The sequence below is a fragment of the Streptomyces sp. NBC_00162 genome (genome assembly GCF_024611995.1).
GTDB lineage: Bacteria > Actinomycetota > Actinomycetes > Streptomycetales > Streptomycetaceae > Streptomyces.
Genome location: NZ_CP102509.1, coordinates 4,917,598 through 4,941,290, shown reverse-complemented (window position 1 = coordinate 4,941,290; position 23,693 = coordinate 4,917,598). Strand labels below are relative to the sequence as shown.

Sequence of the window (23,693 nt, the reverse complement as noted above, 5' to 3'; positions counted from 1 at the left end):
ATCCATCTCTGTGATGTCCCTACCGGAAGGAGATGTCAGACCTACGGTTACGGTGTGCGCTGCGGTTTGCGCTGCAGCAGCGCGACGGTCAGACCGCTGACCCGTTCCGTCCCGTAGGTCGTGTACTTCGCACTCAAGGCCCGGGCCTGGTGCACGGGCACCGCATCCAGGGCATCCGGACCCGTACCCGGAACCACCACCCAGATCCGGCCCTCGCCCTTCAGGCACTTGGCCGGCTGCGCGCAATGGGCCGGATACAGCTCGTTCTTCTCGACCGCCGACTCGGCGAGGAAGACCTCCGGCAGCTTCAGGTCACGCCGGAGGTAGTAGCGGACGCCCTGGTCGAGCATCCACGGCGCACCCCTGACATAGACCACCGCGTCCCCGGGCCGGTAGTACTTCTCGATGGTCCGTGCGGCTCCCGCGTAATCCGCACCGTGCGGGACATCGTGCTGGAAGGTGCCCCGCATCGTGCGCTGGTCGGGAAGCACCAGCACCGCGAGCACTGCCAGCCCCACGGCCACCGGCCGCCAGGACGGCCGGGTCACTGCGGCCAGTCCGGCCCCCGCCAGCACCGCCCACGCCGGCACGGTGAACATGACGTACTGGAAGCGGAAGTACGAGACATCCCCGTGGGACGCCGCCCACATCACCAGTGGCGGCAGCAGAGCCACCGCGAGGCACAGCACGAGGCCGTCGCGGCCCTCCTTCCACGCCAGTGCGGCCAGCGTGATCACCACTCCGGCGCACAGGGCCGAGGCGAACACCTGCGGCCAGATGCCGACGAGACCCCCCACCCCCGGCGCCGGAAGCCAGAACAGCTGGCGGGACGCCTGCGATCTGCCCAGCAGGACCAACGGCACCACACAGGCCGCACCGGCCGGAACCGCCAGGCAGAAGCCCCACAGGCCGCTGCGCTCACGGCGGACGAAGCGGAGGACCACCAGGGCCAGGTGCCCCAGGAGAACGGTGAGCGCGACCAGGTGCAGCAGCCCCACCGCCGCGAGGCACAGGGCGTACCCCGCCCAGCGCCACGGGCTCCCGGGCCTGTCCAGCGCCCGGAGCAGCAAGTACGTCGCCAAGGTCGCGGCCAGGACCACCAGGGCGTAGCTGCGGGCCTCCTGACCGAACCGGCTCACGACGGGGATCAGGGCGAAGAGCATCCCGCCGCACAGTCCGGCACGCCGGCCGAAGAGCCGGCCCCCGATCAGCGCCACGAAGGCCGCCGCGCCGCTCATGGCGAGTGCCGAGGGCATGCGCAGGGCCGTGTGCGAATCGCCGAATACGGCCATCCACTCGTGCATCAGGAGGTAGTAGGCGGCGTGCACCGCGTCGACGTTGTGCACCAGTGCCAGGATCCGACCCGTGCTGCGTTCGCCCACGCTCCAGGTGACCAGCTCGTCGGTGCCCAATTGCGGGCTGTTGATCCCGGACACCGCGAGTGCCAGGGTGCCCAGCATCGGCCACAGCCACAGGCCGGACGGTGCTCCGAAGAAGCGTCGCCTCCTTTCCCCGGGCCGAGCCTCTGCGTTCTGAGCAGGACGGGTGAGAGTCGTCACGGAACAGTCATATCTCCGCTACGGCGCCACTCGGGGCTGGCCACGGACGGTGGCTTCAGCATTCGCCTGATCGGCTCCGCACATGACTCCGATGTGATGATCCCACCTCGTAACTCACCACATTTCGCACCGAACGGGAATGAATCCGGACGAGGCTCACAGCGCTTCAGGGTCAATCCATCCGGTTCCACGAGGAGCAAACACACATGAGTCCTGACAAGAGGACACCGTCGCGTATGGGTCCGCTTCCCGGGCGAGGCAAGTGGATCGCCGGCGGGGCGGTGGCATCGCTGGCGATGGTGATGCTCGGCTTCGCCAACCCCGCACTGGCGATCGCCGAGAGACCGCTGTCGGCCGGCGTGGTGGCGGGCGGCGACGAGTGCCGTGACGGCAAGAGTCATGACGAAGACGGTCCCGACGGCTACGACGAGGACGACGAGGGCACCCGTAGCGACAAGGACAAGTGCAAGGGGAAGGTCGGCCCGACGGGCCCCACCGGCGCCACGGGCGCGACGGGCGCGACGGGCGCGACGGGCGCGACGGGCGCCACAGGAACCCCGGGTGAGCCGGGAGCCACCGGCGCCACGGGCGCCACCGGAGCGACGGGTGCCACCGGTCCGTGCATCGACCTCTCCACCTCGTGGGACGAGGCGGAGGTCAAGTACAAGGCGGTACTTACCCCCGACGGCACCGCGTTTGCGGGTGTGTTCGACTTCAACGCGCCCAACCCCGAAGTGCCGGCCTACACCTGGTACAACCTCAGCACGCCGTCCACGACCTACCCGGCCAGCCCCTGCGGCATCACGATCGCGGAGACCGCCGGCCGGGTCATCGTCGAGGTGGTCACCACAGCCGGACAGATCTACGAGACCAGCTGCACCGTGATCAACGGTGAGCCGAACCTGCTCGACTGCCCGACCCCCCGGGTCTGGACCCCGGCCAGCCCGCAGCCTCCGGGAACGACCCTCCTCACCCACGGTGCCCCGCGGAAGCCGGGCGCCCTCGCACCGCCGAAGATCGACAAGGGCCTCTCGAAGAGCATGCGCCACTGACCCCGTCAGGCCCCGCTGAACCACGCGTGCCGTGCCCGAACCCTCCCGGGCACGGCACACGTGCGTGCCGAGGCCGCCCGAACCGGCCCGTACGGGTGAAGTCGAGCGGATGGTCGGCAGCCGCGGCTACGCTCCGAAAGCGTGGGTCACGAAAAGGAGGAAGCTATGGCCGTGATACAGCACGAGACCACGATCGCGGAGGCCGCCGATCGACTCTCCAGGGAGCTTCCCGGGCACCGAGTGGAGATTCTCCAGGGGAGGCTCACCGTGACACCACCTGCCGACGGAGCACATGCCGAGTCGTTGACCTGGCTCATCGAGGAACTGCTCACCGCGGGCGCACGCCGAGCCGGGCTGAAATACCTGCAGGGCATCGGACTGTGGCTGCCCTCGGGGCCGGCCGACTTCGCAGTCCCGGACCTCTCGCTCGTCGATGCCGACTACCGGGACGCCCACGTGGAGAAGAACTGCTACGCCCCGCACGTCTTCCGCATGGTCGTGGAGATCACCTCGTCCAACTGGGCCGACGACCTCGGCTCCAAGGTCGACTGCTACGCACAGGCAGGTGTCCCGGTCTACCTGATCTCCGACCGCCGCCACGACGAGGCGATCCTGTACACCGATCCCCGCGGAAGCGAGTACCGGTCCCGGAAGGCCTTCAAGCGCGGCACGTCCATCTTCCTCCCCGAGTCCCTCGGTATCACCCTTGAGCTGCCCGTGGACCGGCTCCTCGACGGCGACGAGGATTGAGCTCACAGACACGGGGAAAGGCCCGGACCGTCACACGGTCCGGGCCCCTCCACTCCCCCGACAAATGCGCCCGGGCCGGTCAGCCCTTCACGCAGATGACCTGCTTGAGCTTGGCCACGACCTGCACGAGGTCGGTCTGCTGGTCGATGACCTGCTCGATCGACTTGTACGCGCCCGGGATCTCGTCCACGACGCCGGAGTCCTTGCGGCACTCCACGCCCTTGGTCTGCTCCGCCAGGTCCCGCGCCGAGAACTTCTTCTTCGCCGCCGTCCGGCTCATCTTCCGGCCCGCGCCGTGCGAGGCCGAGTTGAAGGACTTCTCGTTGCCGAGGCCCTTCACGATGTACGAGCCCGTACCCATGGAGCCCGGGATGATCCCGTAGTCACCGCTGCCGGCGCGGATCGCGCCCTTGCGGGTGACCAGCAGGTCCATGCCGTCGTACCGCTCCTCCGCCACGTAGTTGTGGTGGCAGCTGATCTCGTGTTCGAAGGAGACCTTCGCCTTCCGGAACTCCTTGCGGATGACCTCCTTGAACAGGCTCATCATGGCCGCGCGGTTGTACTTGGCGTACTCCTGCGCCCAGAAGAGGTCGTTGCGGTACGCCTCCATCTCCGGGGTCGCGGACAGGAACACCGCCAGGTCCCGGTCGACAAGGTTCTGGTTGTGGTCCAGGCTGCGGGCCACGCCGATGTGGTGGGCGGCGAGCTCGTTGCCGATGTTCCGGGACCCGGAGTGCAGCATCAGCCAGACCGAACCTGTCTCATCGAGACAGAATTCGATGAAGTGATTGCCGCTTCCGAGCGTTCCGATCTGCTTCGTGGCGCGTTCCTGACGGAATTTGACCGCGTCGGTGAGGTAGTCGAAGCGCTTCCAGAGGTCGTCGTACCCGTCCACCGAGAAGCCGTACAGACGCGACGGGTCCACGGCCTCCTTGTGCAGCCCCATGCCCACCGGAATCGCCTGCTCGATCTTCGACCGCAGCTTCGACAGGTCCCCCGGCAGGTCGTTCGCCGTCAGGGAGGTCTTCACCGCCGACATGCCGCAGCCGATGTCCACGCCCACCGCCGCCGGGCAGACCGCGTCCTTCATGGCGATCACCGAGCCGACCGTGGCGCCCTTGCCGTAGTGGACGTCCGGCATGACGGCCAGGCCCTTGATCCACGGAAGGGTGGCGACGTTGCGCAGCTGCTGCATCGCGCCGTCCTCGACCGACGCCGGGTCGGTCCACATCCGGATCGGGACCTTCGCCCCGGGCACCTCTACATACGACATACGGTCTCAATCCCCCGAAAACCACAGAAAAGTCTGAATACGCAAAAGCCTCGCTCTTGATCCCAAATGCGACAAGGAACCGGCGCCGGCACCAGCGTGTGCGATAGACATTGTGTCCATCCGCGCCCGAGTCGCGGCAACGCATTTTCCTGACCGTCGGGGGCACCGCCGGTCGAAGGGAGCCATTGGACGTGCAGCGCAAGGCGGTACGGCGAGCCCTCCCGGGCATCGCGATGCTCACCGTGCTCGTGGCCGGCGCGGCCGGTCTGACCGGGTGCACCGGCGGAAGCAGGACCGGCGGCACCAGCGACTCGAAGGCCGGCGGCAACCAGGCCGCGCCCGCACAACCCGGGAAGTACCGCATCCTGCCCGCCCCCTGCAAGGCCGGCGCCGACAGCAAGCGCCTCAAGGTCATGCTTCCGGTCGCGGAATCGCTCACCCCCGAGCAGCGCGACCAGCTCTACGCGGGCACCGCGGACGCCTCGTACGACGGCGACCGCCGCGTCGGCTGCCGCTGGACCGCGCAGACGCCCGAGGAGACCCGGCTGCTGTCGGTCGGCTTCGAGCGCGTGGTCTCGTACGACCGGGCCGTGGCCAGCGACGACGACAAGGCGCGCCAGGTGTACGTGCGCCAGCTCACCGCCGCCAAGCTGCCCTTCCCCGGCCCGACCGCGAGCCCGACCCCGCCGGCCCAGACGGCCCCGACCACGCCGCCGCCCACGGCCCCGGCCGCGCCCGCGACCACGCCCGGCGCGCCGCCCGCCTCCGGATCGCCCTCGCCCTCCGGCAGCCCGTCCGCCCCGGTCGAGCTCGGCTCCCGCGTCATCGACGGCCTCGGGAACGAGGCCTTCATCGAGGACAGGCTGAGCCCCGCCGGAGCCACCGCGGCGCAGTCGCGGACCGTGCGGATTGTGTTCCGTACCTCGAATGTCATCGTGACGCTGGAGTACAGCGTGCAGCCCGCACTGCCCGGCACGGTCCCCTCCAGCGCCGAAACCCAGGACAGGGCAAGGCAGTTGGCGCAGGCTCTGGTCGAGCGTCTCAACGAGTGAGCGGGGCCCGCCGCGGCCCTGGGTGACGGCGCGCACAGCAAGCCCGCACCCGATCGGGCTACCGTTGCCCGGGTCCCACCGCCGGCCCCGTGTCCGAAGAAGACCCACAAACGTACTGAAGGAATCATGCACCGATCAGCCTCGCGCCTCACCCGCGTTCTCGCCTGCGCAGCCGTCCCGGTGATCCTCACCGTCGCCGGGTGCTCGTCCGACTCGGGCAAGGACTCGGGCTCGAACGGCGGCAAGAAGACCGACTCCTCCGCTTCCGGCAAGCCCAGCGCGAAGCCCTCCGCGACGCTGGAGAAGGCGACGTACGGCACGCTTCCGGACCCCTGCAAGGCCGTCCAGACCCCGACGATCGACACGCTCGTCCCGGAGGCCAAGGACAAGAACGGTACGGCGAGCAAGTCGAACGACCTGGCGAGCCGTGCCAGCTGCTCCTGGAACGGTCTGGACGAGGACGGTCTGAAGGGCTCGCAGTACCGCTGGCTCGCGATCTACTTCTCCCGCCACGACTCGCAGGCCTCCCTCGGCAGCGCCAACAAGCGCGCCGAGGAGCAGTACACCAAGCAGATAGAGGCGGCGAAGGCGACCGAGGGCGCGCAGAACCTGAAGGCGGAGGAGGCGGGCGGGATCGGCGACCAGGCCACGTCGGTCGTGTACAGCGTGAAGAAGGACGTCGACTCCTTCAACACGACGATCGTGGCCCGCACCCAGAACGTGGTCGTCACGCTCGACTACAACGGTGCCGCGTACGAGGGTGCCGGCGCACCGGACCAGGCGAAGCTGCTCCAGGACGCCATCGCGGCGGCGAAGGAGGCCGTGGCCTCGGTCGACGCCGCCAACAAGCAGGCGGAGCAGCCGCAGTCCCCGCAGCCCCAGCAGTAGAGCGGGCCCGCCTGAGGCGTTGACGTCGGGTCACCCGTACGCTGTGCCTGCCGCAGCCGGGTAAAGGCTCGGTAAGTGTGCTCGACAAGGGGAGGGGATCGCGGGTGGCCGCGATGCAGCTGACTCGTACGCACCGGATACTCATCGGCGTCGTGGTCGCCGGAGCCGTCGTCATCGCGGGCATCGGCTTCGCGGGCTCGTACTCCGCGGTGCGGGCACTCGCCCTGCAGAAAGGCTTCGGCAGCTTCTCGCTGGTGTTCCCGATCGGCATCGACGCGGGCATCTGCGTCCTGCTCGCGCTGGACCTGCTGCTGACCTGGATCCGGATCCCCTTCCCGCTGCTGCGCCAGACGGCGTGGCTGCTGACGATCGCGACGATCGCGTTCAACGGCGCCGCGGCCTGGCCGGACCCGCTGGGTGTCGGCATGCACGCCGTGATCCCGATCCTGTTCGTGGTGACGGTCGAGGCCGCCCGGCACGCGGTGGGCCGGATCGCGGACATCACCGCGGACCGGCACATGGAGGGCGTGCGCCTCACCCGGTGGCTGCTGTCCCCGGTGCCGACCTTCAAGCTGTGGCGCCGGATGAAGCTGTGGGAGCTGCGCTCCTACGAGCAGGCGGTCGGCATGGAGCAGGACCGGCTGATCTACCAGGCGCGGCTGCAGGCGCGGTACGGGCGTTCCTGGCGGCGCAAGGCTCCGGTGGAGGCCCTGATGCCGCTGAAGCTGGCCCGGATCGGCGTGCCCCTGTCCCAGACGGCCCCGGAGGGGCTGGCGGCGGCGGGCATCGACCCGGCGCTGCTGCCCCCGGCGGCTCCCGCCCCCGCTCCGGCCCCCGCCCTGGAGGCGGCGGCCGCCCCGGCCGGCGGCCTCCAGCAGCAGCTCGCGGCGCAGGCCCCGGTCCCGGCCGTGGCCGCCGCCCACGCCCCGCCGCCGTTCGCCGTGGACCCGACGGCCATGCCCGCGGCCCACAACAGCGCCTGGTTCGCCGCGCCGCTGGCCCCGCAGGCGGCGTACGAGGGCGGCTACAACCCCCAGTACGTCGAGGGCCTGGAGCCGACCCCGGTCATGCGCCCGACGGGCCCGGAGGAGCCGCAGCCCCAGCCCCAGCCCCAACAGGAGCAGGAGCAGCTGCCGATACCGGCCCCTCGCCAAGAGGACGCTCCGGAAGCCGTGGAGACCCCGGACGAGGCCGAGTTCGCGGAGGTCGCGTACAAGGTGTTCCGTGCGCTGGTGGACGAGCAGAACGACTTCCCGACGGCCGAGGCGCTCGACATACACCTCTCGGACGGCTACGGCGTGACCCACCCGCGCAGCGGTTCGCTGCTGCGCCGCATGATCCCGGCGTTCAAGCAGCGCTACCAGAAGGACCTGGAGAACGAGCACATCGCCTGAGCCTCGGGCGGCAGGCATGCGGAAGGGCCCGCACCCCGAGGGGTGCGGGCCCTTCTCCGTACGTCGGACGGCTCGGACGGCTCAGACCGCGAGCAGCTTGCGCACCCGGTCGGCGCCCACGGCCAGCAGCAGCGTGGGCAGTCGCGGCCCGGTCTCCCGGGTCACGAGGAGCCGGTACAGCAGCGCGAAGAACGTCCGCTGCGCGACCTTGAGCTCGGGCGTCGGCTTGGCGTCGGGCTCGAGCCCGGCCATCACCTTCGGCACGCCGTAGACCAGCGTGGTGAGCCCGTCCAGGGACCAGTGCGAGTCCAGCCCCTCGAGCAGCAGCCGCAGCGACGCGCGCCCCTCGTCGTCCAGGGACGACAGCAGCTCCGCGTCGGGCTCCTCGCGTACGAGGGTCCGCTGGTCGGCGGGGACCTGGGTGGTGATCCAGTTCTCCGCGCGGTCCAGGCGCGGCCGTACCTCGTCGAGCGAGGTGAGCGGCTTCTCCGGCTCCAGGTCGCTCAGGATGCGCAGGGTCTGCTCGTCGTGGCCGGCGGTGATGTCGACGACCGAGGCGAGCGTCCGGTACGGCATGGGGCGCGGGGTGCGGGGCAGCTCGTGCGAGGCGACCCGTACGGCACGCGCGTGCGCGGCCGCGTCGGCGGGCAGCACGGAGCCGTCCGCCACCTTCGACTCCAGCTTGTCCCACTCGTCGTAGAGCCGCTGGATCTCCTGGTCGAAGGCGATCTTGAAGGACTGGTTCGGGCGGCGGCGCGCGTACAGCCAGCGCAGCAGCTGCGGCTCCATGATCTTCAGCGCGTCGGCCGGGGTCGGGACCCCGCCCTTGCTGGAGGACATCTTCGCCATGCCGCTGATGCCCACGAACGCGTACATCGGACCGATCGGCTGCTCGCCGCCGAAGATGTGCACGATCTGGCCGCCGACCTGGAAGGACGAGCCGGGCGAGGAGTGGTCGACGCCGGAGGGCTCGAAGACGACGCCCTCGAAGGCCCAGCGCATCGGCCAGTCGACCTTCCAGACCAGCTTGCCGCGGTTGAACTCGCTGAGCTTGACCGTCTCGGTGAACTCGTCCTCGGTGCAGACGTAGGTCAGCTCGGTCGTCTCGTCGTCGTACGAGGTGACCTTGGTGAAGTCCTTGCCGCACTCGGCGCAGTACGGCTTGTACGGGAAGTACCCGCCCTCGCCGGCGCTGCCGTCGTCCTCGGCGGCCGCGCCGGAGCCCTCGGCGGCCTCGAGCTCGGCCTCGTCGACCTGCTTCTGCTGGGGCTTCTTGCCGCCCGGCTTCTGCTTGGTGCGGTACTGGTCGAGCACGGCGTCGATGTCACCGCGGTGCTTCATCGCGTGCAGTACCTGCTCGCGGTAGGCGCCGGAGGTGTACTGCTCGGTCTGGCTGATCGGGTCGTACTCGACGCCCAGCTCGGCCAGCGCCTCGACCATGGCGGCCTTGAAGTGCTCGGCCCAGCTGCCGTACTCCGACCCGGCCGGGGCGGGGACGGCCGTCAGCGGGCGGCCGATGTACTGACCGTAGGTCTCCTCGTCCACGCCGGGGATGCCCTTGGGCACCTTGCGGTAGCGGTCGTAGTCGTCCCACGAGATCAGGTGCCGGACCTCGATGCCCCGGCGGCGGATCTCGTCCGCGACCAGGTGCGGGGTCATGACCTCGCGGAGGTTGCCCAGGTGGATCGGGCCGGAGGGGGAGAGTCCGGACGCGACGACGACAGGTTTGCCGGGTGCTCGGCGCTCCGCCTCGGCGATGACCTCGTCCGCGAAACGGGAGACCCAGTCGGTCTCGGTGCTGCTCTGAGCCACGACACGTCCTTCTATCTCGAATGCTGGCTTCAGCCATTCTCCCAGACGGAACGGGCCACTCCGAGGTTGCTCATCGCCCGGGATTCTCCCGAGAAACCAAGGGCCCCTCCGTGGGATACTCGGCACTTGTCGGAACAACCAAGTGCACCTCAACAGGAACGGCAGCTCATGGCCTCGGTCCCTTCCCTCGCTTCCTCCGTCAACCAGCGCGTCGCGGACGCCCTTGCCTCCGCCCTGCCGGAGGCCGGTGCCACCGACCCGCTGCTGCGACGAAGCGACCGGGCGGACTTCCAGGCCAACGGCATCCTGGCGCTCGCGAAGAAGGCGAAGGCCAACCCGCGCGAGCTGGCGACGACCGTGGTCGAGGGCATCCCGACCGGTGACCTGATCCAGGAGATCGAGGTCTCGGGCCCGGGCTTCCTCAACATCACCATCACCGACAAGGCGATCATCGAGACCCTCTCCGCGCGGGCGCTCGACGACCGCCTCGGCGTGCCGCTCGCGGCGAACCCGGGCACCACGGTGATCGACTACGCCCAGCCGAACGTCGCCAAGGAGATGCACGTCGGCCACCTCCGCTCCGCCGTGATCGGCGCCGCGATGGTGGAGATCCTGGAGTTCACGGGCGAGAAGGTGGTCCGTCGCCACCACATCGGCGACTGGGGCACCCAGTTCGGCATGCTCATCCAGTACTTGCTGGAGCACCCGCACGAGCTGGACCACAAGTCCGACGAGGAGGTCTCCGGCGAGGAGGCCATGTCCAACCTCAACCGCCTCTACAAGGCCTCGCGCGCCCTCTTCGACTCCGACGAGGAGTTCAAGACCCGGGCCCGGGCCCGGGTGGTGGACCTCCAGGCCGGCGAGCCCGAGACCCTGGCGCTGTGGCAGCGGTTCGTGGACGAGTCGAAGATCTACTTCTACTCCGTCTTCAACAAGCTGGACATGGACATCCAGGACCCCGACGTGGTCGGCGAGTCCGGCTACAACGACATGCTCGTCGAAACGTGCAAGCTGCTGGAGGAGTCGGGCGTCGCCGTCCGCTCCAACGGCGCGCTGTGCGTGTTCTTCGACGACGTCAAGGGCCCGGACGGCAACCCGACCCCGCTGATCGTGCAGAAGTCGGACGGCGGCTTCGGCTACGCCGCGACCGACCTCTCCGCCATCCGCAACCGGGTCGCCGAGCTGGGCGCCACCACCCTGATCTACGTGGTCGACGCGCGGCAGTCCCTGCACTTCAAGATGGTCTTCGAGACCGCCCGCCGGGCGGGCTGGCTGAGCGACGAGGTCAAGGCCGTGCAGCTGGCCTTCGGCACGGTGCTGGGCAAGGACGGCAAGCCGTTCAAGACCCGTGAGGGCGAGACGGTCCGGCTGGTGGACCTGCTGGACGAGGCCATCGACCGCGCCGCGGCCGTCGTACGGGAGAAGGCCCAGGACCTGTCCGAGGCCGAGATCGGCGAGCGGGCCGTCCAGGTCGGCATCGGCGCGGTGAAGTACGCGGACCTGTCGACCTCCGCCGCGCGCGACTACAAGTTCGACCTGGACCAGATGGTGTCGCTGACGGGTGACACGTCCGTGTACCTCCAGTACGCGTACGCCCGTATCCAGTCCATCCTGCGCAAGGCCGGGGACGCGAAGCCCGCTGCCCACCCGGAGCTGGCTCTGGCGCCGGCCGAGCGCGCGCTGGGCCTGCACCTGGACCACTTCGGCGAGCTCATCGCCGAGGCCGCGTCGGAGCACGCGCCGCACAAGCTGGCGGCGTACCTCTACCAGGTGGCCTCGCTCTACACGACCTTCTACTCGGAGTGCCCGGTCCTGAAGGCCGAGACCCCCGAGCAGGTCGAGAACCGCCTGTTCCTGTGCGACCTGACGGCGCGGACGCTGACCAAGGGCATGTCGCTCCTCGGAATCCGGACCCCCGAGAAGCTCTGACGGCTCCCCGCCGACGCACGCACGGTGGCCCCGCCTCCCTTCCCGGGAGGCGGGGCCACCGCCGTTTCAGGGGCGCGCGTTGGTCATGTACCAGTAGTAGGCCTGGGCGGCCCCGACGACCGTCCCGGCGACGATGGACAGGAACCGCCGCGTCTGCCTGTTCTGCAGTGCGACCGTCCCGCCGGGACCGGCGACCACGTCCCAGTGGAACTCCTCGCCGTTGCCCTCGGCGATGCGGATCCCCTCGCCCGAAGAGGCCAGGCTCCAGCCGTTCTGGGCCGCGTCCATGTTCACGAGCGATATGGAGCCGTCATTGTTCCCGGTCACCCGCCACAGGGCGTCGTCGCGCCGGTCACCGCTCCAGAGCCGGCTGGCCTGGCACACCACGCTGCCGAACCAGTCGTTGTCGCCGAGCCACTGGTCGGGCGTGTCCTGGGGCGCCACGACGTACGTGCGCCCCGGCACCGGCGGTGCCATCACACCGACGGAGGCGGACGCGGACGCCGGAGCGGGGGCGGGGGCGGCCGAAGCCGTGCCCGCCGCGATCGAGGTCAGCGCGGCGGCGCACGCCACCGCTGCGATGCGTCGGTTCATCGTCAGCCCTTCGTCACGGTGAAGGTGACGGCCGCGTTGTCGCCGCTGCCGCCGCCCTGCCTGCAGTTGAAGCCCTCCGGGACGTGGCAGTAGTAACTGTTGCTGCCCGAGAAGGGGTTGTTCCAGCCGATGCTGACGTTGCCGACGTCGAGCATGCTGAACACCGCCTCCCCTTCCGTCCCGGTCATGAAGCCGTTCGACTCCGACCGCCAGGTGCCGTCACCGAAGGGGTACACACGGTCCGGCGGGACCATGTTGTCGCTCCACGTTCCGTGCACCAGGCTCGACGAGGTGCGGTCCATCGTGTTGGGGGTGCGGTTCTGCAGCTTGACCTGCGTGCTGCGGGCCGCGGTCACCGAGAACGGCGCGTCCTGCCCACGGGCGGATGCGGCTGCCGCCCTCGCCCCGTTCCGGCCGATGGTGAAGGTGACCGTCGCGTTGTTGCCGCTGCCACCCGTGCGCGAACAGGTGTAGCCGTCGGGCACGGTGCAGCTGTAGGAGTTACTGCCGGCGTACGGGTTGTTCCAGTGGATGGCGGCCTCGCCGTCGTTCCCGAGGGCATACCACGCGCCCCCTTCCGTCCCCGTCATCATCCCCGAGGAGTGCGATCCCCACGTGGCGGACTTCCGGCCTTCGATCGTCTCCGGCGGTGTCTCGTCGTCCCACACCCCGTGCGAGAGTTCCGTGTAGTTGCGGTACATCGTCGTCGAGGTCTCGTTGACGACGTTCACCTTGGTGCTGCGCGCCGACTGCGCGACCACCGAGGACTGCTGTGCTGTGTCGTTCCCGGTCGCGGCGACGGCCGTGACGGCCGGGGCGAGCGCCATGGCGGCCGCCATGACCGCGACGGCGGTGCTCCGTGCTCCTCTGTGGAATCCCGAGTTGGTCGACATGTCTGTCTCCTTGTTCCTCGTTCCGGCTTCGCAGCGATGAGCTTGCCGACGCGGCCTAACGACGATCTAACGCGGATTCCGGCTGTGTTGGTGTAGTTGGTGAACCACTTCACGCCTTTATGCCTCTTCGCCCGCGAGTAGGTCCGTATGGGTTCGTAAGGTGCGGTCAGGAACGACGTGGGGCGGGTGGGGCACGTGATGGACTTCCGGTTGCTCGGGCCGGTGTCGGCCTTCTCGGGGCAGGCCGAGATACCGCTCGGGCCGCCCAAGCGCAGAACCCTGCTGGCACTGCTCGTACTGGCGGACGGCGCTCCCGTGGGTGCCGAGCGGATCACCGAGGCGTTGTGGGACGACCGGCCGCCGACGCACGCCCGCACCGTCGTGTACGGCCATGTGTCCGCCCTGCGCGGCCTGTTGCGCGCCGAGCGGGACACCGACGTCGTCACCAGGGACAGCGGGTACGCCCTGCGCGCCGCGCCGGGCTCGGCGGACCTGTGGCGCTTCCGCGAGCTGGTGCGCCGGTCCGCGGCCCCGCCCCCGGGGAAGCAGCCCGCGGAGCTGCTGCGGGAGGCCCTGGGGCTGTGGCGCGGCCCGGTGCTCGGCGGGGTGGGCGACACCCCGCTGATGACGGCGGCGGCCGACCGGCTGGTGGAGGAACAACTGGCCGCGCTGGAGCAGTTCGCCGCCGCCCTGCACACATGCGGCCGGGGCGCGGAGGCCCTCGCGCTGCTGCGGCCCGCCGCCGAGCGTCACCCGCTGCGCGAGTCCCTGATCGCGGCCGTGGTCCGCGCGCTGCACCACGCGGACCGCCAGGCCGACGCCGTCGAGCTCTACCGCCGCACGCAGCGCCGGCTCGCCCGGGAGCTGGGCGTCGACCCGGGCGCCGCGCTGTCCGAGGCGTACCTGGCGCTGCTGCGCGGGCGGCCCCCGCAGTCCCCGCAGGGCGCGGCGGCCGCCGTACGCACCCCGGTGGCACCGCCGCAGACGCCGCCGCAGGCGCCGGCACACCGGCCGGCCGCCCGGCCGTCCGCCGGCCCGCAACCGCCCGCGCCGCCCTTCCTGTTACCGCGCGCGCCCGCCGGCTTCGTCAGCCGCGCGGACGATCTGGCACGGCTCACCGGGACCGCGCGGTCGGACCGGGCGCCGCTGAGCGTGGTCACCGGCCCGGCCGGGGTCGGCAAGACCTCGCTCGCCGTCCACTGGGCGTACGCACACGCCGACGACTTCCCCGACGGCATCCTCTACGCCGACCTGCGCGCCGGGGAACCGGACGGCACCGGCCCCCAGACGACCGGTGTCCTGAACGACTTCCTGCAGGCGTTCGGCGTCCCGGAGGAGCGCCTGCCGACCCAGGCACGCGCCGCGGAGAACCTGTACCGAGCGACCCTCGCCGGCCGCCGGGCCCTCGTCCTGCTCGACAACGCCCGGGACTCGGTCCAGGTCCGTCCCCTGCTGCCCGGGACGCCCGACTGCACGGTGCTGGTCACCAGCCGCAACCGGCTGGAAGGTCTCGTGGCCACCGATTGCGCGCGGCTTCTGCCGCTCCAGCGGCTGGCCCCCGCCGACGGGGTGCGGGTCCTGCGCGCCGTCATCGGCGACGGCCGGGTGGAGGCGGAGCCCGCCGCCGCGGAGGAACTGTCCGTCCTGTGCGACGGCCTTCCGCTGGCCCTGCGGCTGGCCGCCGCCCGGCTCGCCGTCCGGCCCCGGCTCGCCCTGCGCGACATGGCCGACGGTCTGGTGGACGAGCACCAGCGGCTCTCCCTGCTGTCCGGCGAGGACCTCGGTGTCGAGGCGACGCTGCGGATGAGCGTGCAGCAGCTGCCGCCGGACGCCGCACTGCTCTTCCGCCAGCTCGCACTGCACGTGGGCTGCGAACTCGACGCCGGCGCCGCGGCCGCCCTCAGCGGCCTGCCGCCCCTGGCGGCCCGCGGCGCCCTGGAGGACCTGGCCACGGCCCACCTCGTCGAGGAACGGAGCAGCGACCGGTACCTGATGCACGACCTGACCCGCCTGTACGCCCGTTCCTTCGCCGACCGGGCCGACACCGGGGGACTGCGGCGGCTGCTGGTGCACTACCTGTCCGCCGCCCGGGCCGCCACGGCGGCCGCCGAGCCCGGCAGCCAGCCCTGCTGCACCCTGCCCGCCGGGGTGCTCCCGCCCGGTCCGCCGCCCGTCTTCGCCGACCGCGCCGAGGCGATGGCCTGGCTGGGCACCGAGCGGGCCAACCTGACCGCGGCGGTCGCCGCCGCGGCCGACGCCGGGCACCCGGAGCTGGCCTGGCGCATCGCCGTACAGCTGTGGCCGCTCATCGTCCGGCAGGTGCACGACGGTTGGGAGCCGGCCCTCCAGCACGCCCTGGCCGCCGCCACCGGACTCGGCGACCCGGATGCGCAGTCGCGGCTGCGCTCGCTGCTCGGCTGGGTCCTCACCGAGAACGGGCAGCACACCGCGGCACTGGAGCACCTGAGCCTGGCACCGGACCTGGCGTTACGGGCGGCGGATCCGCCGGGCCAGGTCATCGCCCTGATCAACTGGGCCATCGCGCTGGAGCGCGCGGGCGACCTGCCGGGCGCCGGGGACCGGCGCGAACAGGCCGCGCGGATGGCCCAGGACCTCGATCACCCCCACACCGAGGTCCTGGCGCTCTACCACCTGGCCGCCCACTGCCTCACCACCGGGCGCCCGGACGAGGCGCTGGCCCACTGCCGCCGGGGGCTGGCCCTCGCCTCCGACGAGCAGTCGGAGGAGCGCCGGGCGCTGCTCCTGGACACCTGCGGCAAGGCGCTGCGCGCCCTCGGCCGCGGTGAGGAGGCCCGGCGCTGCTGGACGCGGGCGGCGGCCCTCACAGGGCGGTGAAACGCCGACTGCGGCCCGCGGGCACCGGCCTCAGACCGGCCGCACCTCGAAGGTCACCGAGGCGTTGTTGCCGGAGCCTCCGGTCCGCTGGCACCAATAGCCGGACGGCACGTGGCAGCTGTAGGAGTTGCTGCCGACGAACGGGTTGCTCCAGCGGACCTCCACGGAACCCTGGTCGGTCGAGTAGCTCGCCCGCCCCTCGGTGCCGGTCATGGCCCCGTTCGACTCCGACTGCCATTCGCCCGCGGAGTACGGGGCGATCCATTCGGGCAGGCGGGAGCTCCAGATCCCCGAGCGCAGCGACGCCTCTCCGAAGGTCCAGCCCCGGCCGGTCATGTTCACCAGCGTCACGTGGGTGCTGCGGGCCGCCAGGATTCCCGGCACGGCCTGCTGCTGCTCCGCCGCCGTCGCGACCGGCTGGGCCACCGCGTTCGCGGGGCCGGCCGCCACACCGGCCAGGACCACCGCGGCCCCCGCCGTCGCCAAGCGCCGCACCATCCGCCCTCGGCGCGTGCCCCGTTCCCCGTACTGCTTCACCGTTGCTTCCACAGCCATCTCCCCATCTCCCTGTCTCCGAAGGCGCGGGCCTGGCCCGGCGCCCGGACGGAACGGAACGCTGCCCCAGGGCTCTAACGGCCGACGTGACGCGGGCCTAACGTCACCCGTTCGGCCCGGTTCGGGTCGTACGGGCCGGGTAGGGGACGGCCCGTCCTTCCCCCATTCGACGGGAGAGCCCAGTGCCCGACATGAACGGCCCCTACAAGCCCGGCACTCCGTGCTGGATCGACCTGATGGTCCCCGACCAGCAGGCGGCCCTCGACTTCTACAGCGGCCTCTTCGGCTGGCAGGGCGAGATCGGCCCGCCCGAGCAGGGCGGCTACTCCGTCTGCACCCTCAAGGGCAAGCCGGTCGCCGGGATCATGAAGGCGATGAACCCGGACGGCAGCATCCCCGACCCGATGCCGCCGACCGTGTGGACGACGTACCTGTCCACCGACGGCCTCGATTCCACCCTCAAGTCCCTCACCGAGGCACGGGGCCAGGTCGTGATGGGCCCGATGGACGTCATGGACCTCGGGCGGATGGCCGTGGCCGCCGACCCGACCGGCGCCGTCTTCGGCCTGTGGGAGCCGGGCACCTTCGACGGCGCGGGCATCGTCAACGAGCACGGCGCGCTGATCTGGAACGAGCTCAGCACCGGCGACACCGGCGCGGCCGGCGCGTTCTACTCCGCCATCCTGCCGGTCACCACGGCCCCGTCCGAGATGGAAGGCGGCCCGGCGTACACGGAGTTCAAGGTCGCCGGTCGCTCGGTGGCCGGGATGATGGGCCTCGACAACCTCCCGCCCGGCACGCCCCCGAACTGGCTGCCGTACTTCCACGTCGACAACGTGGACACCATCCAGGCCGCGGCCACCAAGGCCGGCGCGAAGGCCGTGACCCCGGCCTTCGACATGATGGCGGGCCGCATGGCCGTCCTGGCCGACCCGCAGGGCGCGCCGTTCGCGGTGATCACGGCGAAGGCCCCGGAACAGCCCGCCTGACGCCTGCCATAGTCAGCGGGGCTCGCACCACACCACCTCGCCCGGCGCCCGGGGCACCACGCCCCGGGTGCAGGCGGGGGCGGCGAGTGCGTCGAGGTCGCCAACCGTGCGACCCAGGTCCGCGTCCGGGACTCCGAGGTCACGGACGGCCCGGTGCTGGACCTGACCCCCGCCGCCTGGGCCGCCCTCACGGAGTGGACCGGCTCCGCGAACTGATCAGCTCGGCCAGGCCCTCCAGGATCCGGTCCAGCCCGAAGCGGAACTGGAAGTCGGGCTCGCCGGAGCCGCTGAAGGCATCCGAGTCCAGCAGCCCCGTCACGGCCGGGTGGCTGTCCGGGCCGGTCAGCAGTCGCAGCGTGCGTACGTACTGACCGAGCGCCTGCTCCGGAGCGACCCCGGATTTCACGATGGCGTCCATCATGTCGGCGGCCATCGTGGCCTCGTTCCGCACCAGCCCTCCGATCAGGATGATCGTCGAGAGCTTCTCGCCCTCCTTCAGGGATGTGCCGGCCATTGACGCGAGGCCCCGGTCCATCCAGGCCAGCTGGTTCGGGGAGACGGGCGCGGCGGTGATCGGGATGCGCAGGATCCAGGAGTTGGCCATCAGGACGGCCCGCTGCGCGTACGCCCAGTCCGTGAGCAGCTCGCGCCAGCCCCACCCGTCCGCCTCGGGCGGCAACGGCGGCGGGACACCGACCCCCGCGTCCGCCATGAGGACGTACAGCTCCTCCTTGGCGGCGACGTACCGGTAGAGGGACATCGTCGAGACGCCCAGGTCCTTGGCCACCCGGCCCATCGACACGGCATCCGTGCCCTCCGTGGCGGCCAGCGCGACCGCCGCCTCCACGATCCGGGGCAGCGTGAGCGTGGGACGCGGCCCCTTGCCGGGGCGTTCGCGCAAACCCCAGGCCATTTCCAGGCTCGTCGGGAGCCCGGTCCCGCTGTCCTCGTCCGCCATGACCGCCCCTACTCGATTGACCCCCATCCTAGTTCTGTGTATTACTTACACAGAAGAGCGTAAGCCATACGCAGAAAGGGGGACACCCCTCATGACCCTGCACGCCCTCGGTATCCACGCCACCGGCCTGACCAAGTCCTACGGCGACCTCCGCGTCCTCGACGGCATCGACCTGTCCGTCCCGCGCGGCAGCGTCCTGGCACTCCTCGGCCCCAACGGCGCAGGCAAGACCACCACCGTCCGCATCCTCGCCACCCTCACCGCCCCCGACTCCGGCACCGCCCGCGTCGCCGGGCACGACGTCACCACCGAACGCGCCCGCGTCCGCGAACGCATCAGCCTCACCGGGCAGTTCGCGGCCGTCGACGACCTCCAGACCGGCACCGAGATGCTCCGCATGATGGGCCGCCTGGCCGGGCTCTCCGCACGCGACTCCCGTACCCGCGCCGACGAACTCCTCGCCCGGTTCGGGCTCGCCGAGGCCGCCGGGAGAACCGCGAAGACGTACTCGGGCGGCATGCGGCGGCGCCTCGACCTCGCCGCGAGCCTCGTCTCCCGGCCGGAGGTGATCTTCCTGGACGAGCCGACCACCGGACTCGACCCGCGCAGCCGCCAGGACCTGTGGGACCTCGTACGGGAACTGCGCGCCGACGGCACGACCGTGCTGCTCACCACCCAGTACCTGGAGGAGGCCGACCGGCTCGCCGACCGCGTCGCCGTCCTGGCCGACGGGCGGATCGCCGCCGAAGGCACCCCCACCGCACTCAAGTCCCGCGTCGCGGGGCACCGCCTCGACCTGACCCTGACCACGCAGGCCGCCTACGAGGCGCTCGCCGGGCGGGCCGTCCACCACTCCCCGGACGAACTGACCCTCGGCCTGCCCACCGACGGCAGCGCCGCCCACGTCCGGGCCCTGCTCGACGAACTCGACCCGGACCGCACCTCCGTGGACCGCTTCACGGTCCGCAGCGCCACCCTCGACGACGTGTTCCTCACCCTGACGGGAGCCGCCACATGACAACCATTCCTGCCCTCGCCCTGGCCGGCCGCAGCCTGCGCATCAGCCGCCGCCAGCCGGACGCGCTGATCACCGCCCTGATGCTCCCCGTCATGCTGATGCTGATCTTCGTCTACTTCTTCGGCGGGGCCATCGACACCGGAACGCAGTACGTGACGTACGTGGTCCCGGGAGCCATGCTGCTCTGCGCGGGCTTCGGCGCGGCGAGCACCGCCGTCAGCGTCGCCGACGACATGAAGAACGGCGTCATCGACCGCTTCCGCTCCCGGAACATCGGCGGCATCCCGATCCTGGCCGCACACGTGACGGCCTCGGTCCTGCGCAACCTCGTCTCCACCACCCTGGTCCTGGCCGTCGCCCTCGCCATCGGCTTCCGCCCGCAGGCCTCGGCGCCCGCCTTCCTGGCCGCGGCGGCGCTCCTCGTCGCGTACATCACCGCGATCTCCTGGCTGGCCGCGACGCTCGGCCTGCTCGCCAAGTCGCCCGAGGCGGCGGGCGGTTTCACCTTCCTGATGATGTTCCTGCCCTACCCGTCCAGCGCCTTCGTCCCCATCGACACCATGCCGAGCTGGCTCCACGGCTTCGCCGAACACCAGCCGCTGACCCCGGTGATCGAATCCCTCCGCGCCCTCCTCCTGGACCAACCCCCGGGCAACGCCCCCTGGGTGGCCCTGACCTGGTGCGCGGCGATCGCAACCGTGTCCATGACCCTGGCGGCCACCCTCTTCAACCGACGAACCCGCTGACGGGCTCCGGAAGGAACCCGCCAACGGGTCGACCCGCCGCTCGCTGCTCAGCGATTGAGCGGGTAGGAATGGCGGCCCGTGGCCTCGTCGATCTCGCCATGGGCCTTCTGCAACATCTGCGACGCGAGATCCATGAGCGCGCGAGCGCCCGCGATCTCTTCCCCGACCCTCAGCTGCTCCGGGTCGGAGGGGTGGCGCATGGCATAGCCGTGCGCCCTGATCTCGGAGCCGTCCCCGAGTCTGACCAGGGCCGCCGCACTGGTGCGGTGGCCCTCCTCGGTGAATTCGAGCTCCACATGCCACCCGACAAGCGTGGACATGGTGCATCACCTCCAGGGGGTCACCCTTCCCTCCAGGGTGCGCCCCCGGACGACCCAGCGCGAGCGGGAGGCTACGGCGGGGAATTCCGGTTGATGTACTCGCGGTCGACGGATGCGACGCCGTCGACCGCCGCCAGGGCCGGGATCCGGTCCTCCGCGACGGTGCCGGAGAGCGTGCCGATCATCGGCTGCTCGCTCGTGACGACCAGCCCGGCCCGCCGCAGGGCCTCGACCACTTCCGCGAACCGGCCGGGGTCGACCGCGAGGATGACCCCGACCGGCTCGGACGACTCGCTCACGGCGCCTGGAGCAGACCTACGCCGACGTCCCGGGCGGGCTGCGTCAGCGGGAACGCACCGGACAGCAGGGCGGCCTTGAGATCGGCCGCGGAGGCGGTGGGGTTCGCCTCGGCGAGCAGTGCGAGGACACCCGCCACGTGCGGCGTGGCCATGCTGGTACCCGACTTCATCGCATGACCGCCGCCGGGGACGGCCGAGTGCACGGCCACGCCGGGGCCCGCGATGTTGACCTCGCCGCCCAGGCCGTTGATGCCTCCGCAGGAGGAGAACGCGGTCTTCAGTGCCTTGTCCAGCGAGCCCACGGCGAGGATGGAGGGGCAGTTGGCGGGTCGCCCGACGGGTGCCACGAATCCGGGCCGCAGGCTGTTGTTGCCCGCCGCCGCGACGATCACCGTCCCCATGTCGAGCGCACGCTGGGCCAGGAGCTCGTACGTCTGGGGGAAGATCTCACCCGGCAGGACGGGAGAGCCGAGCGACAGGGAGATCACCTTCGCGCCGCGGGAGATCGCCCACTCGATGCCCGCCAGGATTCCGCCGTCCGGGCCGCGTCCGTTGTTGGCGAGCACCTTCCCGGCGAGGATGCGCGCGTCGCACGCCACCCCGTAGCGGGGCCCCTGCAGGGGGTTCCGCGGGCCGGCAACGGTACCGATGCAGTGCGTGCCGTGGCTGTGTCCGTCCTCGACCTCCTGGCCGGGCACGAAGGAGGCCGTCTCCTCGATGCACCCGACCAGGTCCGGGTGGTCCGTGTCCACGCCGGTGTCGAGGACGGCGACCTTCACTCCGCGTCCGGTCATGCCGGAGATGTTCGCCCTGATCGCCTGGAGACCCCAGGTCACGCTCTGCTCGTCCAGCGCCGGCCCCAGGGACGCGGCGGCTTCGGCCTGGGAGTGGTGGGCGACCACGTCGTCGTCGCTGCGGTAGGACGGGAAGAAATCGGTCGGCGCCTGCTGCGGGGTGGTGATCGGCGAGGCGTAGACCATGCGCTCCGGCTCGGCCGCGAGGATCGATCCCTCGGCCTCGGCCGTGGTCACCAGCGCGAAGCGGTTCTCGGGCCGTACCTCGACGACGGCCACGGAGAGGTTCTCGAAGAGCACCGAAACGTCGGGGCGTTCGAGGAGTTCGGAGACGTTCGCGGCCGCGGCTCCGCGGACACGTTCCCAGGGCGCGATGTCGGCGGAGGAACGCAGTGCGTTCAGTCCGCCCTCCTGGTTGTTCGGATCGAGCAGGACCACGTACCGACCGGTGTACTCCGCAGTGTTGCCGCTGCCGTTGCCGTTGCCGTTGCCGTTGGGCCGTTCGGGCTGCTCGCCGAAGGCGCGCCTGTCCATGGGTCCGTTCGCCATTGGGTTTCCCGCTTTCTGTGCGCTTCCCCCGGTTGGTGGACGCGCCGGTCCACCGAGTGGCAGTGCCGGGGATGGTGGGGCGCGGTTCGGCCGTGCGTCGGCCCGTATTGCCGCCGCCTGCAAGGCGGTCGGCATCGCCCCCTCGAAAACGGTCGCACCGGGTAGGCAGGCCCGCAACACAGCGCAGCCACCCGAGGACCCCACGGCCGAACACCGCACGCAGGTGGGGCCCGCGCTCATGACCCCGGCCGCCGCAGTGCTCGGCCGCATCGTCTTCTACGGGATGGCCGACCGGCCCTAGGGAGTGTCGTCAAAGGCCCGTCTGGCTGGCGGGGTCTGGCACGCCCTTCGGGCGGCCGACGCTACTTTGACGACACTCCCTAGCCTCAGCGGGCCGCGCGCAGCCAGCCCGCGACCTCCGTCGCCCAGTACGTCAGGATCGTGTCCGCGCCGGCGCGCTTGATGCCCAGCAGGGTTTCCAGGATGGCCCGGTCCCGCTCGATCCAGCCCTTCTCCGCCGCCGCCTCGATCATCGCGAACTCGCCGCTGATCTGGTACGCCGCCACCGGGACGTCCACCGACTGCGCCACCCGGTACAGGATGTCCAGGTAGGGCCCGGCCGGCTTGACCATCACCATGTCGGCGCCCTCCTCCAGGTCCAGCGCCAGCTCCCGCAGGGACTCCCGCGCGTTCGCCGGGTCCTGCTGGTACGTCTTTCGGTCGCCCTGCAGGGAGGAGGCGACGGCTTCGCGGAAGGGGCCGTAGAAGGCGGAGGTGTACTTCGCCGTGTAGGCCAGGATCGAAACGTCCTCGTGGCCCGTCTCGTCCAGCGCGTCGCGGATGACGCCGACCTGGCCGTCCATCATCCCGCTCGGGCCCACCACGTGGACGCCCGCGTCGGCCTGGACCTGCGCCATCTCGGCGTACCGCTCCAGCGTCGCGTCGTTGTCGACCCGGCCGTCCGCGTCCAGGACCCCGCAGTGGCCGTGGTCCGTGTACTCGTCCAGGCACAGGTCCGACATGATCACCAGATCGTCGCCGACCTCGGCCTTCACGTCGCGGATCGCGACCTGGAGGATCCCGTCCGGCTCGGTGCCCGCCGTCCCCAGCGCGTCCTTGTTCTCGTCCGCCGGGACGCCGAACAGCATGATCCCGGCGACCCCCGCCTCGACCGCCTCCACGGCGGCCTTCCGCAGCGTGTCCCGCGTGTGCTGGACGACGCCCGGCATCGCCGAGATCGCCAGCGGCTCGCTGATGCCCTCCCGCACGAACGCGGGGAGGATCAGGTCCGAGGGGTGCAGCCGGTTCTCGGCGACCATCCGCCGCATCGCCGGGGTGGTGCGCAGCCGACGGGGCCGCGAGCCGGGGAAGGATCCGTACGTGCTCATCTTCTAGTCGCCTCTTCGAGCATCG

General features: G+C 71.1%; 21 protein-coding genes and 1 pseudogene. 11 read left to right on the top strand and 11 right to left on the bottom strand.

Going from position 1 to position 23,693, the window contains the following annotated elements; all coding sequences use genetic code 11:
* Positions 1–47 precede the first annotated feature (47 nt).
* Positions 48–1,460, bottom strand: coding sequence for a glycosyltransferase family 39 protein (locus JIW86_RS23065; protein WP_257555728.1), 1,413 nt, complete (start codon positions 1,458–1,460; stop codon positions 48–50).
* A 335-nt stretch (positions 1,461–1,795) separates the two neighbouring features.
* Between JIW86_RS23065 and JIW86_RS23060 the strand changes: the two genes are divergently transcribed.
* Together JIW86_RS23060 and JIW86_RS23055 are read left to right on the top strand one after the other, a co-directional pair.
* On the top strand, positions 1,796–2,611 hold the full coding sequence (locus JIW86_RS23060) for a hypothetical protein (protein ID WP_257555727.1): 816 nt from the start codon (positions 1,796–1,798) through the stop codon (positions 2,609–2,611).
* 165 nt (positions 2,612–2,776) lie between these two features.
* A complete protein-coding gene (locus JIW86_RS23055) occupies positions 2,777–3,361 on the top strand; it encodes a Uma2 family endonuclease (RefSeq protein ID WP_257555726.1) in 585 nt (194 codons plus the stop codon).
* 79 nt (positions 3,362–3,440) lie between these two features.
* Here JIW86_RS23055 and JIW86_RS23050 read toward each other — a convergent pair whose 3' ends face one another.
* Complete coding sequence (locus tag JIW86_RS23050) at positions 3,441–4,634, bottom strand: RtcB family protein (protein WP_257555725.1); 1,194 nt, start codon at positions 4,632–4,634, stop codon at positions 3,441–3,443.
* 191 nt (positions 4,635–4,825) lie between these two features.
* Here JIW86_RS23050 and JIW86_RS23045 point away from each other — a divergent pair, with 191 nt between their 5' ends.
* The 3 genes from JIW86_RS23045 (at position 4,826) to JIW86_RS23035 (ending at position 7,968) form a co-directional block, all read left to right on the top strand.
* Entirely contained in the window at positions 4,826–5,686 is an 861-nt protein-coding gene (locus JIW86_RS23045; protein ID WP_257555724.1) for a DUF3558 domain-containing protein, read from the top strand.
* A 126-nt stretch (positions 5,687–5,812) separates the two neighbouring features.
* A complete protein-coding gene (locus JIW86_RS23040) occupies positions 5,813–6,574 on the top strand; it encodes a DUF3558 family protein (RefSeq protein WP_257555723.1) in 762 nt (253 codons plus the stop codon).
* Positions 6,575–6,687: 113 nt separating this feature from the next.
* Entirely contained in the window at positions 6,688–7,968 is a 1,281-nt protein-coding gene (locus JIW86_RS23035) for a DUF2637 domain-containing protein (protein ID WP_257559398.1), read from the top strand.
* An 81-nt stretch (positions 7,969–8,049) separates the two neighbouring features.
* Here JIW86_RS23035 and lysS read toward each other — a convergent pair whose 3' ends face one another.
* Positions 8,050–9,780: a lysine--tRNA ligase gene (gene lysS, locus JIW86_RS23030; protein WP_257555722.1), complete on the bottom strand. Its 1,731-nt coding sequence runs from the start codon at positions 9,778–9,780 to the stop codon at positions 8,050–8,052.
* A 168-nt stretch (positions 9,781–9,948) separates the two neighbouring features.
* On the opposite strand from lysS, the gene argS reads away from it, so the two are divergent.
* Positions 9,949–11,709: an arginine--tRNA ligase gene (gene argS / locus JIW86_RS23025; RefSeq protein WP_257555721.1), complete on the top strand. Its 1,761-nt coding sequence runs from the start codon at positions 9,949–9,951 to the stop codon at positions 11,707–11,709.
* A 66-nt stretch (positions 11,710–11,775) separates the two neighbouring features.
* Here argS and JIW86_RS23020 read toward each other — a convergent pair whose 3' ends face one another.
* Together JIW86_RS23020 and JIW86_RS23015 are read right to left on the bottom strand one after the other, a co-directional pair.
* A complete protein-coding gene (locus JIW86_RS23020) occupies positions 11,776–12,303 on the bottom strand; it encodes a hypothetical protein (RefSeq protein ID WP_257555720.1) in 528 nt (175 codons plus the stop codon).
* A gap of 2 nt (positions 12,304–12,305) precedes the next feature.
* Entirely contained in the window at positions 12,306–13,196 is an 891-nt protein-coding gene (locus JIW86_RS23015) for an aegerolysin family protein (RefSeq protein ID WP_257555719.1), read from the bottom strand.
* A gap of 198 nt (positions 13,197–13,394) precedes the next feature.
* Here JIW86_RS23015 and JIW86_RS23010 point away from each other — a divergent pair, with 198 nt between their 5' ends.
* Positions 13,395–16,052, top strand: coding sequence for an AfsR/SARP family transcriptional regulator (locus JIW86_RS23010; RefSeq protein ID WP_257555718.1), 2,658 nt, complete (start codon positions 13,395–13,397; stop codon positions 16,050–16,052).
* A gap of 30 nt (positions 16,053–16,082) precedes the next feature.
* On the opposite strand, the gene JIW86_RS23005 is transcribed toward JIW86_RS23010, so the two are convergent.
* On the bottom strand, positions 16,083–16,607 hold the full coding sequence (locus JIW86_RS23005; RefSeq protein ID WP_257555717.1) for a hypothetical protein: 525 nt from the start codon (positions 16,605–16,607) through the stop codon (positions 16,083–16,085).
* A 191-nt stretch (positions 16,608–16,798) separates the two neighbouring features.
* Here JIW86_RS23005 and JIW86_RS23000 point away from each other — a divergent pair, with 191 nt between their 5' ends.
* Positions 16,799–17,596, top strand: a complete 798-nt coding sequence (locus tag JIW86_RS23000) for a VOC family protein (RefSeq protein WP_257559397.1) — start codon at positions 16,799–16,801, stop codon at positions 17,594–17,596.
* 126 nt (positions 17,597–17,722) lie between these two features.
* Positions 17,723–17,812 (top strand): annotated as a pseudogene (locus JIW86_RS42205) (DUF397 domain-containing protein); the annotation flags it as partial.
* On the opposite strand, the gene JIW86_RS22990 reads toward JIW86_RS42205, so the two are convergent.
* A complete protein-coding gene (locus tag JIW86_RS22990) occupies positions 17,784–18,554 on the bottom strand; it encodes a TetR/AcrR family transcriptional regulator (RefSeq protein WP_257555716.1) in 771 nt (256 codons plus the stop codon). The pseudogene JIW86_RS42205 and the gene JIW86_RS22990 sit on opposite strands and share 29 nt — an antisense overlap.
* 91 nt (positions 18,555–18,645) lie before the next feature.
* On the opposite strand from JIW86_RS22990, the gene JIW86_RS22985 reads away from it, so the two are divergent.
* Positions 18,646–19,572 (top strand): ATP-binding cassette domain-containing protein, encoded by a 927-nt coding sequence (locus JIW86_RS22985; protein WP_257555715.1) that lies wholly within the window; start codon positions 18,646–18,648, stop codon positions 19,570–19,572.
* Entirely contained in the window at positions 19,569–20,318 is a 750-nt protein-coding gene (locus JIW86_RS22980) for an ABC transporter permease (RefSeq protein ID WP_257555714.1), read from the top strand. The genes JIW86_RS22985 and JIW86_RS22980 overlap by 4 nt, the downstream gene beginning before the upstream one ends.
* Before the next feature lie 47 nt (positions 20,319–20,365).
* Here JIW86_RS22980 and JIW86_RS22975 read toward each other — a convergent pair whose 3' ends face one another.
* From JIW86_RS22975 to hemB, 4 genes are all read right to left on the bottom strand, one after another.
* Complete coding sequence (locus JIW86_RS22975; RefSeq protein ID WP_215150286.1) at positions 20,366–20,638, bottom strand: DUF1876 domain-containing protein; 273 nt, start codon at positions 20,636–20,638, stop codon at positions 20,366–20,368.
* Positions 20,639–20,709: 71 nt separating this feature from the next.
* Entirely contained in the window at positions 20,710–20,937 is a 228-nt protein-coding gene (locus JIW86_RS22970; RefSeq protein ID WP_257555713.1) for a hypothetical protein, read from the bottom strand.
* Entirely contained in the window at positions 20,934–22,280 is a 1,347-nt protein-coding gene (locus JIW86_RS22965) for a S8 family peptidase (protein ID WP_257555712.1), read from the bottom strand. The genes JIW86_RS22970 and JIW86_RS22965 overlap by 4 nt, the downstream gene beginning before the upstream one ends.
* Before the next feature lie 386 nt (positions 22,281–22,666).
* On the bottom strand, positions 22,667–23,668 hold the full coding sequence (hemB, locus tag JIW86_RS22960; protein ID WP_257555711.1) for a porphobilinogen synthase: 1,002 nt from the start codon (positions 23,666–23,668) through the stop codon (positions 22,667–22,669).
* Positions 23,669–23,693 lie beyond the last annotated feature (25 nt).

Bases quoted from the DNA above. Each gene is read 5' to 3' on its own strand.
- JIW86_RS23065 (WP_257555728.1), bottom strand. From the start codon at position 1,460: ATGCTGGGCACCCTGGCACTCGCGGTGTCCGGGATCAACAGCCCGCAA.
- JIW86_RS23060 (WP_257555727.1), top strand. From the start codon at position 1,796: ATGGGTCCGCTTCCCGGGCGAGGCAAGTGGATCGCCGGCGGGGCGGTG.
- JIW86_RS23055 (WP_257555726.1), top strand. From the start codon at position 2,777: ATGGCCGTGATACAGCACGAGACCACGATCGCGGAGGCCGCCGATCGA.
- JIW86_RS23050 (WP_257555725.1), bottom strand. From the start codon at position 4,634: ATGTCGTATGTAGAGGTGCCCGGGGCGAAGGTCCCGATCCGGATGTGG.
- JIW86_RS23040 (WP_257555723.1), top strand. From the start codon at position 5,813: ATGCACCGATCAGCCTCGCGCCTCACCCGCGTTCTCGCCTGCGCAGCC.
- JIW86_RS23035 (WP_257559398.1), top strand. From the start codon at position 6,688: ATGCAGCTGACTCGTACGCACCGGATACTCATCGGCGTCGTGGTCGCC.
- argS (WP_257555721.1), top strand. From the start codon at position 9,949: ATGGCCTCGGTCCCTTCCCTCGCTTCCTCCGTCAACCAGCGCGTCGCG.
- JIW86_RS23020 (WP_257555720.1), bottom strand. From the start codon at position 12,303: ATGAACCGACGCATCGCAGCGGTGGCGTGCGCCGCCGCGCTGACCTCG.
- JIW86_RS23015 (WP_257555719.1), bottom strand. From the start codon at position 13,196: ATGTCGACCAACTCGGGATTCCACAGAGGAGCACGGAGCACCGCCGTC.
- JIW86_RS23010 (WP_257555718.1), top strand. From the start codon at position 13,395: ATGGACTTCCGGTTGCTCGGGCCGGTGTCGGCCTTCTCGGGGCAGGCC.
- JIW86_RS23005 (WP_257555717.1), bottom strand. From the start codon at position 16,607: ATGGCTGTGGAAGCAACGGTGAAGCAGTACGGGGAACGGGGCACGCGC.
- JIW86_RS23000 (WP_257559397.1), top strand. From the start codon at position 16,799: ATGAACGGCCCCTACAAGCCCGGCACTCCGTGCTGGATCGACCTGATG.
- JIW86_RS22990 (WP_257555716.1), bottom strand. From the start codon at position 18,554: ATGGCGGACGAGGACAGCGGGACCGGGCTCCCGACGAGCCTGGAAATG.
- JIW86_RS22985 (WP_257555715.1), top strand. From the start codon at position 18,646: ATGACCCTGCACGCCCTCGGTATCCACGCCACCGGCCTGACCAAGTCC.
- JIW86_RS22980 (WP_257555714.1), top strand. From the start codon at position 19,569: ATGACAACCATTCCTGCCCTCGCCCTGGCCGGCCGCAGCCTGCGCATC.
- JIW86_RS22975 (WP_215150286.1), bottom strand. From the start codon at position 20,638: ATGTCCACGCTTGTCGGGTGGCATGTGGAGCTCGAATTCACCGAGGAG.
- JIW86_RS22965 (WP_257555712.1), bottom strand. From the start codon at position 22,280: ATGGCGAACGGACCCATGGACAGGCGCGCCTTCGGCGAGCAGCCCGAA.
- hemB (WP_257555711.1), bottom strand. From the start codon at position 23,668: ATGAGCACGTACGGATCCTTCCCCGGCTCGCGGCCCCGTCGGCTGCGC.